The sequence below is a fragment of the Lacinutrix venerupis genome, from assembly GCF_003663945.1.
Lineage (GTDB): Bacteria > Bacteroidota > Bacteroidia > Flavobacteriales > Flavobacteriaceae > Lacinutrix > Lacinutrix venerupis.
On sequence record NZ_RCCH01000003.1, the window covers coordinates 325,019 to 339,196 of the forward strand.

Below are 14,178 nucleotides of genomic sequence, written 5' to 3' on the forward strand. Positions count from 1 at the left end.
TGAAAAACTAATCTTTGATTGTTTATATTATAGATTACTTTAAAAACTAAAACTATGGGCAAATTTTTATTTTATATAAATGATGTATTAGAAAGTTTAGACATACATATTAGTAAAAAGTCAAATGTAAAGGTTGAAAATACTAAAAGACCTTTTAAAGGTACTTCTAAAGAAAAATATTTAGAAAAGAAATAATCTTTATTATATTTTTTTAATGAATATCGATCAAGTTAGGAACTATTGTTTAAGTAAACCACATACTACAGAGCATTTTCCTTTTGATAAAAATACACTAGTGTTTAAAGTTGCAGGAAAAATGTTTGCTTTAACACCGTTAGATAAATGGGATAAAGGAGAAGCATCTATAAATTTAAAAGCAAATCCAGAATATTCTATTAAACTAAGGGCAATTTATAAAAGTATTGAGCCTGGTTTCCATATGAATAAAAAACATTGGAATTCTATTTATTTGTATAAAGGAGAATTAGATGCTAGTTTAATTATGGAGTTAATAGATCATTCTTATGTTATGGTTGTAAATGGGTTATCTAAAAAATCACGTATTAGTTTAGGGTTATAAAATTATAGTTTATTTAGCCTTAATAATAAAATCTGCTTGAATATTTTCATTTTTACCATCTTGATATTTAGTAGAGCTAAACCATTGGTGTATTGCAAAACTTCCAGTTTCTCCGGCTTTATTAACAGCTATATATCCAACTTGAAAATTTTTATAATCGCTATTAGGTTTTTTAATAATTCGTTTAATAGCTTCTTCGCAAGCCTCTTGTGGTGTTTTGCCTTGCCTCATTAGCTCGACAACTAAAAAGCTACCTACAGTTTTTACAACTTCTTCTCCTAATCCAGTTGCTACGCAACCACCAATTTCATTATCTATAAAAAGACCAGCGCCAATAATAGGAGAATCTCCAACACGACCTCCCATTTTATAAGCCAATCCACTTGTAGTACAAGCACCAGAAATATCACCATTATTATCTATAGCAAGCATACCAATAGTATCGTGATTTTCTATATTAATTATAGGTTTGTATTTTGATTCAACTTTCCACTTTTCCCAAGCTTTTTTAGAATTTTCTGTTAATAAATTTTCCTTTTTAAGTCCAATTTTATAAGCATATTCTTCTGCACCTTTTCCAGCAAGCATGACATGTGGTGTATGTTCCATAACGTGTCTTGCAACAGAAACTGCATGAGTTATGTTTTTTAGGTAAACAACAGCTCCACAGTTTCCATTTTTATCCATAATACAGGCATCTAAAGTTACGTTACCATCACGGTCTGGTAAACCTCCTTTTCCAACAGATTGATTTGTAATATCTGCTTCTTCAACCTTACAACCAGCTTCAACTGCATCTAATGCATTTCCATTATTTTCAAGAATTTTGTATGCTGCTTTTGTTGCATTTGGTACATTCCAGGTGGCAATAACTAATGGCAAAACAGGAATAGGTTTTTGTGTTAAAGAAATAGGTTTTGTATTTTTTGTTTCGTCATTACAACTAATTAATGTGTTTGTAACAGCAAAGCCAGCAGTAGATAATGTAGCATTTTTTAAAAACTTTCTTCGATCCAAAATAGTGTGTGTATGTTAGAATGATAATATAATTAATATTTAATAAATGTAAAACCTAAATATTTTAATGCAAATTACTTTTCTACTATTTTTTTAAATGTTAACGTTTAACAAATAACTAAGATAACTAGCATTTACAATTAATATATTTGCATTAAAAATTGATTTTATGTTGCGCTGGATTATTCTTATTATAATTATTTTAGTAATAGATTATTATGCCTTTCAAGCCATTAGAACACTTACTAAAAATTATATAATATATAGTGTTTATTGGTTAGCAAGTGCTTTAGTTATAGGTAATTTTATTTATTACTATTCTAATTTTGTTCGTGGTGAAAGTTTTACATCGGGTCATGGTTATGCTATAGCATTTTTATTTGCTCTTTTTGTTCCAAAACTAATTTTAATTCTCTTTATGTTTGGAGAGGATATAGTTAGAGGTGTACTAAGCCTTATAAATAAAATGTCTAAGTCTAATCCTAATAATGTAGCTTATTCTACAAGTAGACGTGGCTTTGTTTCAAAAATAGCATTAGGTATTGCTGCAATTCCTTTGGCATCTATTTTATATGGTATTTATCAAGGTAAATATAACTACAAAGTTATTAAGCATGTGTTACATTTTGAAGATTTACCAGAAGCTTTTAATGGCTACACAATAACACAAATTAGTGATATTCATTCGGGTAGTTTAGAAAGTAAAGAAAAAATATCTTATGGTATAGATTTAATTAATGAGCAAAACAGTGATGCAATATTGTTTACAGGTGATATTGTTAATACAAAGGCCGAAGAGATGAATAAATGGATAGATGTCTTTGGGAAGCTTAAAGCTAAAGATGGTAAATATTCTGTTTTAGGTAATCATGATTATGGTTACTACGCTTATGGTGGAGATGTAGATTTAAATGCAGAAAATCAACGTCAAATTGAAGCAGTGCATAAAAGTATTGGTTTTGATTTGCTATTGAATGATAATAGGCAAATTGAAAAAAATGGACAAAAAATTAATATTCTTGGTGTGGAAAATTGGGGAGCTTCGAGACATTTTCCAAAGCGTGGAAGTTTAAAAGAAGCATCAAAATCTATAGGTGAAAATGAATTTAATATTTTAATGTCTCACGATCCTTCTCATTTTGATTTTGAAGAAATGGAGTTAAATAAAACAGATTTAAATAACCACGATATTGTTACAGATGAAACCAATGTAGTTAACTTTAATAAACATATTCATTTAACTCTATCTGGACATACACATGGTATGCAATTTGGTATCGAGGTTCCATCGTTAGGCATAAAATGGAGTCCAGTAAAATATAGATACCCAAAATGGGCAGGAATGTATGAAGTTGCAGGAAAATTTTTAAATGTAAATAGAGGTTTTGGATACTTAGCATTTCCTGGTAGAATTGGGATTTGGCCAGAAATAACCGTTATAGAACTTAGAAAAGGCTCTAAAACTGCCTAAATTCTACATTAGAAAAACTTTAAGTAATTAAAATATTGTAGATTTACAATAACAGATATATCAAATACATTTAAAATGTCAAAATTTGGAGAGTTAATCGATGTAAACATTCCAGTTTTACTAGATTTTTTTACAGAGTGGAATGAACAATCTACAGCTATGCATTCGGTTTTGCGTGAAGTTGCAGCTGCGCTTGGAGATAAAGTAAAAGTAATTAAGATTGATGTTGATAAAAATAAAGAGTTATCTGAGGCTTTGCGAGTTAAAAATTTACCAACTTTAATTGTTTATAAAGATGGAGAAATGAAATGGAGACAAAGCGGAAAGCAAGATGCAAATACTTTAATCACTATATTAAAAGACTTTATTTAATAAGAAGGAATTGCTTTAAAAACATAGCCTTCTTTACTAAAATGTTCTAATACTTTAGGAAGCGCATACATCATATTTCGTGAAGCTTTTACACTATCGTGAAATACAATAATATTATTTTTTTTAGAAGCTTTACTTATTACATTTTCTAAACATTGCGCTTTGGTAATTTTATGTTCCCAATCAAAAGATATAACACTCCACATTATTATTTTATATCCTAATTGTATTATAGCCTTGCCTTGACTGTTTTTTAATTGTCCAAAAGGAGGCCTATAAAGCTTAAGTTGTTGTTTCTCTTTAAGCTCATTTTTTATTATGGTTTCGGCTTTTAAAACATTTTCTAAATAATTTTTAGTTGACGTTTTCCATCCCTTTACATGGTCTTGAGTATGATTTCCAATGCTATGTCCTTCTTCTAAAATATTTTTTATAATGTCTGGATACTTTATAACATTATTTCCTATGCAAAAAAAAGTAGCTTTCGCATTGTATTTTTTTAATGTATTTAATGTCCATTGCGTTATCTCTGGTGTTGGGCCATCATCAAAAGTAAGATAAAGAATTTTCTTATTAGAAGAAAAATCCCAAACATAGTTTGGGAAAATTCGTTTTATTATATAAGGTATTTTAGCAGGAACAAATCTCATAATTATTCTTGAGTTTCTATATCTATAGGCTCAATATTTGGAATGCTACTATCTCTTATTATATCAGTTTCTTCTCTTGGTTCTGGTTCTGGTCTGTCATCAGGAAAAAGTCTACTAAAAAGTTTTTCGTAATTACTAAAATTCATAAATTCTTTTTTAGCAAAATCTTCGTCGTATTCTAATAGTACAATAACCAATGCTCTATAACGCTCTAAGTCTGTTATAATTTCTTGACCATTTTTTATCTGGTTTTCTAATGTAAGTTCACTATAATAAGTTAAGTTTTCTTGATATTTAACAGCTACGTCTTGAAATAATTGTCTGGCTTTATCTTTTGCTCCAACTTCATAGTATGCACTAATGTAAGGTTCTAATAAGGTGTAATAACCAAATTTATCTACAGGCATATTTTGCATTGCTATATCTGCAATGTTTTCTGCTTTATCAAGTTTTTCTTCTTGTATTAGTTTTTCTATTAAACGTGCAAGATTTCCTCTATATGTAATAGAGTTTTTACGTGTTTCTGGGTCATGATATATGTTGTCGCTACCACTATTTCCCCAATCCCAAGCTTTAACTTTGTTGTACATAAACTCGCTATCTACACGACCCATATCAAAAGGATTGGCACGATCTGTAGGTGTTTTTATAGGAACAAGCTTGTAAACCATACCATCTAGCTGCAAGTAATCTTTCATCCAGATATAGTCGTCTTCTCCAAAAGCACCACCGGTAAAATAGATTGGACGCTTCCAATCGTTATTAGCAACAATGTCTAACATTAATAAACGGTTTCTATAAATGGCACCGTCTTCAATTTTAATATCTATAAAATCTACAATTTCATCTGCATCTTTTGGTTTTACAATTCCATATTTTATAGCGTTTTCTTTATTTACAGGAACTCGTACATTTTCAACAGGAAAGTAGTTTGTGCTTAATACTTGTGTTGGATATTGAGATAGATCTTCGTCTTGTAATTGTAAAATGCGTTTAAATTTTGTTTTCGGGTTGTCACTAGAGATAAATTCCATAAATTCTTTAATCATTAAAGTATCACGACTAAAGGTTGGTTTTACTTCGTCTGTTTTAGGATCTCTATAATAAATTGCTTTTCTTATGTAATCTCTTGTACCAAATTTGTATTGGTCGTGTGTTAATTGAGATGGTATTGGATCACTTTCATAAGCTTTACGTTTCATTTGGTCTATATACCAATCGGTTTGAAATAAGCTTGTATTAACTACACGAACATCGGTTCTATAATTTTCAATTTCTTGAGCATACCATAATGCGAATGTATCATTATCTCCAATAGAAAATAAAATAGCATTTTCACCACAAGAATCTAGATATTTTTTTGCCATGGATAATGCGGTGTATTTTCCAGATCGGTCATGGTCGTCCCAATTGTTAACGGCTAATATAAGAGGCGCAATTAATAAGCAAACGCCAGTAATAGCTAACGGAAAAGCGGATGTTTTTATTTTGTTTTTAAGAAAATCAAAAATAGCATATACACTAAAGCCTATCCATATTGCAAATACGTAAAAGGATCCCACTACAGAGTAATCACGTTCACGAGGCTCAAAAGGTCTAACGTTAGTATAAACTTGTATAGCAATACCTGTAAAAAGGAAAAACACAAGCAATACCCAAAAGGTTTTCTTGTCTTTGTTAAATAAGAAGAATAGACCAATAACACCTAAAATTAGTGGTAAGAAAAAGTAAGTGTTTCTTGCTTTATTGTTTTTAACGTCACTAGGTAGGTTGTCTTGAGATTGTCCTAAATGTATTTCGTCTATAAAATCTATACCGCTAATCCAATTTCCGTGGTTGTTATATTCGCCTTGTATATCATCTTGACGTCCAGTAAAATTCCACATAAAATAACGCCAATACATATAGCCTAATTGATATTGTATTAAATAGATTGTATTGTCAATAAACGAAGGTTTTTCAATATCTAAATATTCTGCACCATATTGTTTTAAAAACCTATGGTAGCCTTCGTAATCTACATTACCTTTAGCAACTTCGCTTTTAAATTGGTTAATAAAAGCAACATCTTTTTGAATTCTTGGACTCATAGCTATATTTAACTTATCACCATAGAGTTCCATAAATTCATCGTATTCTCGTTCTGTAAGTTGGTCTTGCTGATATTTTTCAATAAAAGCTGCTATTTTTTTCTGGGTAAATAAATCTATATTAAAATCATCCTTTATTCTAAAATCTAAAAAACCTGAAAAAAGCATGTAGTTTTCAGCATTTTCACCACTCCACATTCTTGGTAAAATAGCTGCATGATCATAATTGTAATTTTGCAAGGCATCTTTATAATCGTTAACAATTACATATTTTCCTTGTTCTAAATCTTTTTCATATTTAGGTTTGTCGTCTTTATAGGCATCTTCTTTATTCGCATTTAAAGGTGCGTATTGGTCTGTAAAAAGAGGTCCATAAAACAAATGTGTTTTTGGGTATTGTTCTAAGTTATAATATGCTAAAAGTTCTCTTGCACTAGAAGGATTGTTTTCATTAATTACAACATTAGCATTGGCTCTTATAGGTAACATTAGCCATGATGAAAAACCAATAACAACAAATGTAACGCATAAAATACCTGTATTAATATGTTTGTAACCTTTGTCTCTAGTGTATTTTAAACTAAAGTAAATAGCAGCTATTAATAAAATACCAGCTATTATAGATCCAGAATTAAAAGGTAAACCAACTGTGTTTACAAAGAAAATTTCTAAAACACTAAAGAACCTTAATATGTTAGGAGCTAATAATTTAAAAATGAATAATAGAATTGCAACGGCAACAATATTTGCAACTATAAAATTTTTAATAGTAACTGTTTTGTAGTTTTTAAAATAGTAAATAAGTGCAATTGCAGGAATAGTTAGTAGTCCCATAAAGTGAACTCCAAAAGATAAACCAATAATAAAAGCAATAAGAATTAACCATCGGTTTCCTCTTGGATTATGCATATCAAAATCCCAACGCAAAGCACAGTAAAATAAAATAGCCATTAATAATGTGGCCATAGCATAAACTTCGGTTTCTACAGCATTAAACCAAAAAGAATCTGTAAAGGTAAAAGTTAAACTACCTACTAATGCACTTCCTAAAATGGCATAAGCTTTAGCGTTTGTAAGCTCTTCAGACTTTGTTATTTTTTGTAGTAATAATGAAATACTCCAAAACATAAATAAAATAGTAAATGCACTAGAAACAGCGCTTAACATATTAAGCATAAGCCCAATATTTTCTGGAGACATGGCAAAGGTAGAGAAAAAGGCACCTAACATTTGAAATAATGGAGCTCCAGGTGGATGACCAACTTGAAGTTTTGCTGAGGTTAGTATATATTCACCAGCATCCCAGTAGCTTACTGTTGGTTCTACCGTTAAACTATAAGTTATTAAAGCAATTAAAAAAGCGAACCATCCTAAAATATTGTTCCATTTTTTAAAGTTTGAAGACGTCATACACGTAAATTGTTTATTTAATGGCGAATTTACTAATAATTATTAAATAGAAATGATAAAATTTTCATAACAGCCTTTAAGTTAAATAGCTCTTTTTTATAGTGATATCCTTAATTTTTATAAAAATTTAAAAAAAAATATATTTTTTATAGAAAAATGTTTGCGCAAATAAAACTTTGTTTTAAATTTGCAACCTCTTAACGAGATTGGCCCATGGTGTAACTGGCTAACACATCGGTTTTTGGTACCGAAGAGTCTAGGTTCGAAACCTAGTGGGCCAACAAAAAAAATCCTAATACGTATTGTATTAGGATTTTTGCTTTTAATTATTTAGTGTTAAAAGTCTATTTAAAAAAAGGTTTTATTGTTTATATTTTAAAAGTGATAACTGGTCTTTTTGCATGGTTAACTAAATCTTCACTCAAACTACCGTTTAAAAAATGAGCAATACCTTGTCTTCCGTGTGTGCTTATACCTATAAGATCTGCATTTATTATGTGAGAAAAGTTTAAAATACCTTTTTCTACAGTTTCATCATTATAGATATTTGTTGTGTAATTTGTAAAAGTTGTACCAGCAATAAATTCTTGAATTTTAACTTTTGCACGAGCAGTTGTTTTAAAATTTGAGGCAGTGTTAACCATCAATAAATGAATTTTAGCATCAAAAGCTTCAGCCAATTTAACAGCTTGTTTAAAAGTTTCTCTATTGTCATTTTCAAAATCAGAAGCAAAAACAAATTCTTCAATATTAAAATTTTTATGCTCATTTTTAATTACTAAAACAGGTCTTTCCGATGTGCGAACAATTTTTTCGGCATTCGATCCAATAAACATTTCTTTAAGTCCGCTTGCACCATGAGAACCCATAACTATTAAGTCTATATCATGAGTTTTACATGTTTCTAAAATACCCGTAGAAATATCATGAAAATCTACCATTTCTGTAACAGCAACATCTCTTAGGTATTCTTTAGACATAACATCTTCAAATTGTTTGTGTGCTAGTTTCATAAAATAAACAGCTTCAGGTAAATCTGTTGGAACACCTTCGCCAATACTAGACAAAGGTAGGTCTAGTACATGTAATAAAATAAGCTCGCAATTATGTTTTTTCGAGAGTTGTGCCGCTACTTTTATTGCATTTTCTGCTTCTATAGAGAAATCTGTTGGTACAAGAATTTTTTTCATAATTAGTAGTGTTTATTATTTATGTGGTATTTAAATTTAATAATAAAAACGGACTTTAAAAAATCAATCGCATAATAGTTGTTTAAAATGACTAAAAAGCTAATCTTTTAGGTTGTAAGTAGATACGTTTTTTGTTTAACTAGCTTTTTTCTATGTATAAAAAAAGCATAATTTGTTGCCTTTTAATAAATAAAAGTCAAAGTCTGCTTTATATTGTTATGAAAATAAATAAAAACTATGTATATTTGCATCGTTGTAAGAAAAATGAATGTGAGCGGACGAAAAGTCCGCTCTTTTTATACTTAAAAATGTTTAACACTACAGTAAAAGATTTATTGCAAGAAGCTTTAGCAGAAAGAACCGATTTATTTTTAATCGATTTTACTATTTCTAACGATCAGTCAATTAATATTATAATTGATGGAGATAACGGAGTAAAAGTAGAAGATTGTATCTTTATAAGTAGAGCCATAGAAAATAATATTGATAGAGAAGAGCATGATTTTTCTTTAGATGTTGCTTCGGCAGGAGCAGCAGCGCCTTTAACTTTACCAAGACAATTTAAAAAAAATGTAGGTAGAACACTAGAGGTCAAAACAAAAACAGAAAATATTGAAGCAGAATTAATTAGTGCTTCAGACGATAGTATAGATTTGAAATGGAAAGCTAGAGAGCCAAAACCAGTAGGAAAAGGTAAAGTAACCGTTCAAAAAGAAAAAACAATAGCTTACAGTGATATTGTAGAGGCAAAAGTTATGATAAAATTTTAATTTAGTAGAATAATGGAAAATATAGCGTTAATTGAATCATTTTCAGAGTTTAAAGACGATAAATTAATCGATCGTGTTACGCTAATGGCGATTTTAGAAGATGTATTTAGAAATGCCTTAAAGAAGAAGTTTGGAGATGATGATAATTTTGATATTATTATAAATCCTGATAAAGGAGATTTAGAAATTTGGAGAAATAGAGTTGTAGTAGCAGATGGAGAAGTAGAAGAACCTAATCAAGAAATTTCTTTATCAGCAGCTAGAAAAATTGAACCAGATTTTGAAGTAGGTGAAGATGTATCTCAAGAAGTTAAGCTAATAGATCTTGGACGTCGTGCTATTTTAGCATTACGCCAAAATTTAATTTCTAAAATTCACGAACACGATAATACAAATATCTTTAAGCAATTTAAAGAATTAGAAGGCGATTTATATACTGCAGAAGTGCACCATATTCGTCACAGAGCTGTAATCTTGTTGGATGATGAAGGAAACGAAATTATTTTACCAAAAGATAAACAAATACCTTCAGATTTTTTCCGAAAAGGAGATAATGTAAGAGGAATTATTGATAGTGTAGAGTTAAAAGGAAATAAGCCGGCAATTATTATGTCGCGTACATCTCCTAAATTCTTAGAGAAATTATTTGAATCTGAAATACCAGAAGTATTCGATGGTTTAATTACAATTAAAAACGTTGTAAGAATACCTGGAGAAAAAGCAAAAGTAGCTGTAGATTCTTATGACGATAGAATAGATCCTGTTGGAGCTTGTGTAGGTATGAAAGGTTCTAGAATACACGGTATTGTACGTGAATTAGGAAACGAAAATATAGACGTTATAAACTATACTAATAATTTACAACTATATATAACAAGAGCATTAAGTCCAGCACGTGTTACATCAATTAAAATAGATGAAGAAAACAAACGTGCAGAAGCTATATTAAAACCAGAAGAAGTTAGTAAAGCAATTGGTCGTGGAGGACATAATATTCGCTTAGCAGGGCAACTAACAGGTTATGAGATAGATGTGTTTAGAGAAGGAGCAGAAGAAGATGTGGAATTAAGAGAATTCTCTGATGAGATTGAAGCATGGGTTATAAAAGAATTTAGCAAAGCAGGTTTAGATACAGCAAAAAGTGTATTAGAGCAAGATGTTGCAGATTTAGTAAAAAGAACAGACTTAGAAGAAGAAACAATATTAGATGTTATAAGAATTCTTAAGGAAGAATTCGAAGATTAACATATATTTGAGTAAAATTAAGGTAAAGGCAATTTATGGCTGAAACGATTAGATTAAATAAAGTACTACGTGAGCTTAACATCTCTTTAGATCGTGCTGTGGAATTTTTAGATTCCAAAGGTGTCGAAGTAGAGAAGCGTCCAACCACGAAAATTTCTGAAGAAACATATAAAATTCTTTCAGACGAATTCGAGACAGACGCAAGTAAAAAGATGAAATCTCAAGCGGTTAGTGAAGCTAAGCAGAAAGAAAAGGAAGATTTACGTATTAAACGTGAAAAAGCCATAGAAGCGAAGCAAAAAGAAGAAGAAGCAAAAGCAGCTGCCAAAGCCAAAGAGGAAGAAGTTGTAAAAGCAACAAAAACGCTTTCTGGCCCTAAAAAGGTTGGTAAAATCGATTTAGATTCTAAAAAGAAGGAAATTAAAGTTGAAAAACCTGAAGTAAAAGCAGAAACTTCTAAAAAAGAAGAAAAAGCAGAAACTAAACCTTCAGCTAAAGTAGAAGCTAAAAAAGAAACAATTTCTAAGAAGGAAGAATCTAAAAAGGTTGAGCCTAAAAAATCAGAGCCAAAAGTTGTAGAGCCTAAAACAGTAGAAAAAGTCACTCCAAAAGAGACAACCTCTACAGAAACTACAACTCCAGAGCCAGAAACTGTTGAAACTCAGTATAAAAAACTTACAGGTCCTAAAATTGCAGGTAAAAAAATAGATTTATCTCAATTTAATAAGCCAAAGAAAAAGAAAGAACCTGTAAAAAAATCTGACGATTCTAATAAGAAAAAACGCCGTCGTATATCAAAACCAGGAGACAATAAACCTGGATCCGGAGGAAATAATCGTGGCGGAAATGATAGATTTAAAGGTAAAAAAGGACAAGGCCGTAGAAATATTGTAAAAGCAGAGCCTAGCGAAGAAGATGTAAAAAAACAAATTAGAGAAACTCTTGAAAAACTTCAAGGAAAATCTAGTAAAGGAAAAGGCGCTAAATATAGAAGAGATAAGAGAGATCAGCATAGAGAACAGACTGAAATCGATGAGCAAATCGAAGCAGCAGAAAGCAAAATCCTTAAAGTAACAGAGTTTGTTACAGCAAGTGAAGTTGCAACTATGATGGATGTTAGTGTAACACAAATTATCTCAGCCTGTATGTCTTTAGGTATGATGGTTACAATGAATCAGCGTTTAGATGCAGAAACATTATCAATCGTAGCAGAAGAATTTGGGTATAAAGTAGAATTTGTAACTGCAGACATAGAAGAATCTATTGTTGAAGTAGAAGATAAGCCAGAAGACTTAATAGAGCGTGCGCCAATTGTAACTGTAATGGGTCACGTAGATCATGGTAAAACATCACTTCTAGATTATATTCGTAAAGAAAATGTAATTGCAGGAGAATCAGGTGGAATTACTCAGCACATTGGAGCCTATGGAGTACAATTAGAAAATGGTCAAAAAATAGCATTTTTAGATACACCGGGTCACGAAGCCTTTACTGCCATGCGTGCACGTGGTGCTCAAGTAACAGATATTGCTATTATTGTAGCGGCTGCAGACGATGATATCATGCCGCAAACAAAAGAAGCTATATCTCATGCACAAGCTGCGGGAGTTCCAATAGTATTTGCTATAAATAAAATAGATAAGCCAGATGCAAATCCAGAAAATATTAAAAGTGGATTAGCACAAATGAATTTATTAGTAGAAGATTGGGGAGGTAAAATTCAATCTCATGATATTTCAGCAAAAGTAGGAACGGGAGTTCAAGAATTATTAGAAAAAGTATTGCTAGAAGCAGAATTATTAGAGCTTAAAGCAAACCCAAATAAACCAGCAGTTGGTACAGTTGTAGAAGCTTTCCTTGATAAAGGTCGTGGATATGTGTCAACAATATTAGTACAAGCAGGTACCTTAAGAATAGGTGACTACGTTTTAGCTGGAAAAAATAGTGGTAAAATTAAAGCAATGCACGATGAGCGTGGAAATGATGTTGCCGAAGCCGGACCATCAACACCTGTCTCAATATTAGGGTTAGATGGAGCACCTCAAGCAGGTGATAAGTTTAATGTCTTTGCAGATGAGCGTGAAGCAAAACAAATTGCAACAAAACGTGCGCAATTACAACGTGAGCAATCGGTTAGAACACAACGTCATATTACATTAGACGAGATTGGTCGTCGTATAGCGTTAGGAGATTTCCAAGAGCTTAATATTATACTTAAAGGTGATGTTGATGGTTCTGTAGAAGCTTTAACAGATTCTTTCCAGAAACTATCTACTGAAGAAATTCATGTAAATATCATTCATAAAGGAGTAGGAGCAATTACAGAGAGTGATGTGTTGTTAGCAACCGCATCAGATGCGATTATTATTGGGTTTAATGTTCGTCCAGTTGGAAATGCAAGAACAGTTGCAGATACCGAAGAAATCGATATCAGAACATACTCTATTATCTACGATGCTATTAATGATCTTAAAGATGCTATGGAAGGTATGTTATCTCCAGAAGTTAAAGAAGAAGTTACAGGTACTGCAGAAATTAGAGAAATGTTTAAAGTTTCTAAAGTTGGAACTATTGCAGGTTGTATGGTAATGAATGGTAAAATATACAGAAATTCTCAAATCCGTTTAATACGTGATGGAGTTGTAGTTTATACAGGTGAATTAGCATCATTAAAACGATTTAAGGATGATGTTAAAGAAGTTGGTAAAGGTTACGACTGTGGTATGCAAATTAAAAATTACAACGATATTAAAGAAGGCGATGTAATTGAAGCATTCCACGAAGTTGAAGTTAAGAAGAAATTAAAATAATTTCTTTTAAAACCCATAAATAAGAGTGTTTAACTCTATAAATTAAAAAAGCCGTTTTCAATAATTGAAAACGGCTTTTACTTTTATCTTAATTTAATAAGTAAGATGTTTAATCTTTTTTCTTAGGTTTAAAAATAAATGCACTAGGAAACTTTTTCTTTATTTTCATTAATGCTTTATCTGCTTCCAATCGTGTTCTAAAACTACCCACCCAAATCTTATAGTTTGGTGTTTCGTAAACTAATTTTGAAGACCAAGAATTAAAAGAGCTATCAAAACTATTTTCTATGCTTTCTGCACGAGTTCTAGAACCAGAATATATCTGAATTTTGTAACGATTGCTGTCTTCATCTTCTGTATTTATTTGTTTTTTTAACTCTAATAAAGTAGAAATTTCTGGATTTTGATTTATTGTAACAGTTCCCTGTTGAGCAAAAATAATACTACTTGAAAGTGTTAATCCTAGAGATAAACATAGGATTTTTAGAGATTTAGTATTCATATTTAAAATAAATTTAATGCAAATGTAAAAGTATTAAACGAAAGAAAAGCTCTTTTTCTTATTTAGAATTT

General features: G+C 30.7%; 12 protein-coding genes and 1 tRNA gene. 8 read left to right on the forward strand and 5 right to left on the reverse strand.

Features of this window, described 5'->3' with window-relative positions:
* Nucleotides 1–54 precede the first annotated feature (54 nt).
* Together CLV86_RS14215 and CLV86_RS06260 are read left to right on the forward strand one after the other, a co-directional pair.
* Nucleotides 55–195 carry a hypothetical protein gene (locus tag CLV86_RS14215; RefSeq protein WP_170148514.1) on the forward strand — a complete coding sequence of 47 codons (141 nt, stop codon included), beginning with the start codon at nt 55–57 and terminating at the stop codon, nt 193–195.
* A gap of 19 nt (nt 196–214) precedes the next feature.
* Nucleotides 215–580, forward strand: a complete 366-nt coding sequence (locus CLV86_RS06260; RefSeq protein WP_121050914.1) for an MmcQ/YjbR family DNA-binding protein — start codon at nt 215–217, stop codon at nt 578–580.
* Nucleotides 581–589: 9 nt separating this feature from the next.
* Here the strand turns inward: CLV86_RS06260 and CLV86_RS06265 are convergent, their stop codons facing one another.
* A complete protein-coding gene (locus CLV86_RS06265; RefSeq protein WP_121050917.1) occupies nt 590–1,597 on the reverse strand; it encodes a glycosylasparaginase in 1,008 nt (335 codons plus the stop codon).
* Between the two features lie 169 nt (nt 1,598–1,766).
* Here CLV86_RS06265 and CLV86_RS06270 point away from each other — a divergent pair, with 169 nt between their 5' ends.
* Nucleotides 1,767–3,068, forward strand: a complete 1,302-nt coding sequence (locus CLV86_RS06270) for a metallophosphoesterase (protein ID WP_121050920.1) — start codon at nt 1,767–1,769, stop codon at nt 3,066–3,068.
* A gap of 75 nt (nt 3,069–3,143) precedes the next feature.
* A complete protein-coding gene (locus CLV86_RS06275; protein ID WP_076731952.1) occupies nt 3,144–3,440 on the forward strand; it encodes a thioredoxin family protein in 297 nt (98 codons plus the stop codon).
* Here CLV86_RS06275 and CLV86_RS06280 read toward each other — a convergent pair.
* The gene (locus tag CLV86_RS06280) at nt 3,437–4,090 is read right to left on the reverse strand and encodes a polysaccharide deacetylase family protein (protein WP_121050923.1); all 654 of its coding nucleotides are present in this window, start codon (nt 4,088–4,090) and stop codon (nt 3,437–3,439) included. The genes CLV86_RS06275 and CLV86_RS06280 overlap by 4 nt on opposite strands.
* A 2-nt stretch (nt 4,091–4,092) precedes the next feature.
* Nucleotides 4,093–7,590 (reverse strand): glycosyltransferase family 117 protein, encoded by a 3,498-nt coding sequence (locus CLV86_RS06285; RefSeq protein WP_121050926.1) that lies wholly within the window; start codon nt 7,588–7,590, stop codon nt 4,093–4,095.
* A gap of 207 nt (nt 7,591–7,797) precedes the next feature.
* Here CLV86_RS06285 and CLV86_RS06290 point away from each other — a divergent pair.
* Nucleotides 7,798–7,871: transfer RNA gene (locus tag CLV86_RS06290), tRNA-Gln, on the forward strand.
* An 87-nt stretch (nt 7,872–7,958) separates the two neighbouring features.
* Here CLV86_RS06290 and CLV86_RS06295 read toward each other — a convergent pair.
* Nucleotides 7,959–8,780, reverse strand: coding sequence for a universal stress protein (locus tag CLV86_RS06295; protein WP_121050929.1), 822 nt, complete (start codon nt 8,778–8,780; stop codon nt 7,959–7,961).
* A 308-nt stretch (nt 8,781–9,088) separates the two neighbouring features.
* Between CLV86_RS06295 and rimP the strand changes: the two genes are divergently transcribed.
* The 3 genes from rimP to infB are packed head-to-tail and all read left to right on the forward strand — an operon-like array spanning nt 9,089 to nt 13,605.
* A complete protein-coding gene (rimP, locus tag CLV86_RS06300) occupies nt 9,089–9,550 on the forward strand; it encodes a ribosome assembly cofactor RimP (protein ID WP_121050933.1) in 462 nt (153 codons plus the stop codon).
* A gap of 12 nt (nt 9,551–9,562) precedes the next feature.
* Nucleotides 9,563–10,795: a transcription termination factor NusA gene (gene nusA / locus CLV86_RS06305; RefSeq protein WP_076731957.1), complete on the forward strand. Its 1,233-nt coding sequence runs from the start codon at nt 9,563–9,565 to the stop codon at nt 10,793–10,795.
* Between the two features lie 35 nt (nt 10,796–10,830).
* Nucleotides 10,831–13,605 carry a translation initiation factor IF-2 gene (infB, locus tag CLV86_RS06310; protein WP_121050936.1) on the forward strand — a complete coding sequence of 925 codons (2,775 nt, stop codon included), beginning with the start codon at nt 10,831–10,833 and terminating at the stop codon, nt 13,603–13,605.
* A gap of 109 nt (nt 13,606–13,714) precedes the next feature.
* Here infB and CLV86_RS06315 read toward each other — a convergent pair whose 3' ends face one another.
* Nucleotides 13,715–14,107 (reverse strand): SPOR domain-containing protein, encoded by a 393-nt coding sequence (locus tag CLV86_RS06315; protein ID WP_121050938.1) that lies wholly within the window; start codon nt 14,105–14,107, stop codon nt 13,715–13,717.
* Nucleotides 14,108–14,178 lie beyond the last annotated feature (71 nt).

Bases quoted from the DNA above. Each gene is read 5' to 3' on its own strand.
- CLV86_RS14215 (WP_170148514.1), top strand. From the start codon at position 55: ATGGGCAAATTTTTATTTTATATAAATGATGTATTAGAAAGTTTAGAC.
- CLV86_RS06260 (WP_121050914.1), top strand. From the start codon at position 215: ATGAATATCGATCAAGTTAGGAACTATTGTTTAAGTAAACCACATACT.
- CLV86_RS06270 (WP_121050920.1), top strand. From the start codon at position 1,767: ATGTTGCGCTGGATTATTCTTATTATAATTATTTTAGTAATAGATTAT.
- CLV86_RS06275 (WP_076731952.1), top strand. From the start codon at position 3,144: ATGTCAAAATTTGGAGAGTTAATCGATGTAAACATTCCAGTTTTACTA.
- CLV86_RS06280 (WP_121050923.1), bottom strand. From the start codon at position 4,090: ATGAGATTTGTTCCTGCTAAAATACCTTATATAATAAAACGAATTTTC.
- CLV86_RS06285 (WP_121050926.1), bottom strand. From the start codon at position 7,590: ATGACGTCTTCAAACTTTAAAAAATGGAACAATATTTTAGGATGGTTC.
- CLV86_RS06295 (WP_121050929.1), bottom strand. From the start codon at position 8,780: ATGAAAAAAATTCTTGTACCAACAGATTTCTCTATAGAAGCAGAAAAT.
- rimP (WP_121050933.1), top strand. From the start codon at position 9,089: ATGTTTAACACTACAGTAAAAGATTTATTGCAAGAAGCTTTAGCAGAA.
- nusA (WP_076731957.1), top strand. From the start codon at position 9,563: ATGGAAAATATAGCGTTAATTGAATCATTTTCAGAGTTTAAAGACGAT.
- infB (WP_121050936.1), top strand. From the start codon at position 10,831: ATGGCTGAAACGATTAGATTAAATAAAGTACTACGTGAGCTTAACATC.
- CLV86_RS06315 (WP_121050938.1), bottom strand. From the start codon at position 14,107: ATGAATACTAAATCTCTAAAAATCCTATGTTTATCTCTAGGATTAACA.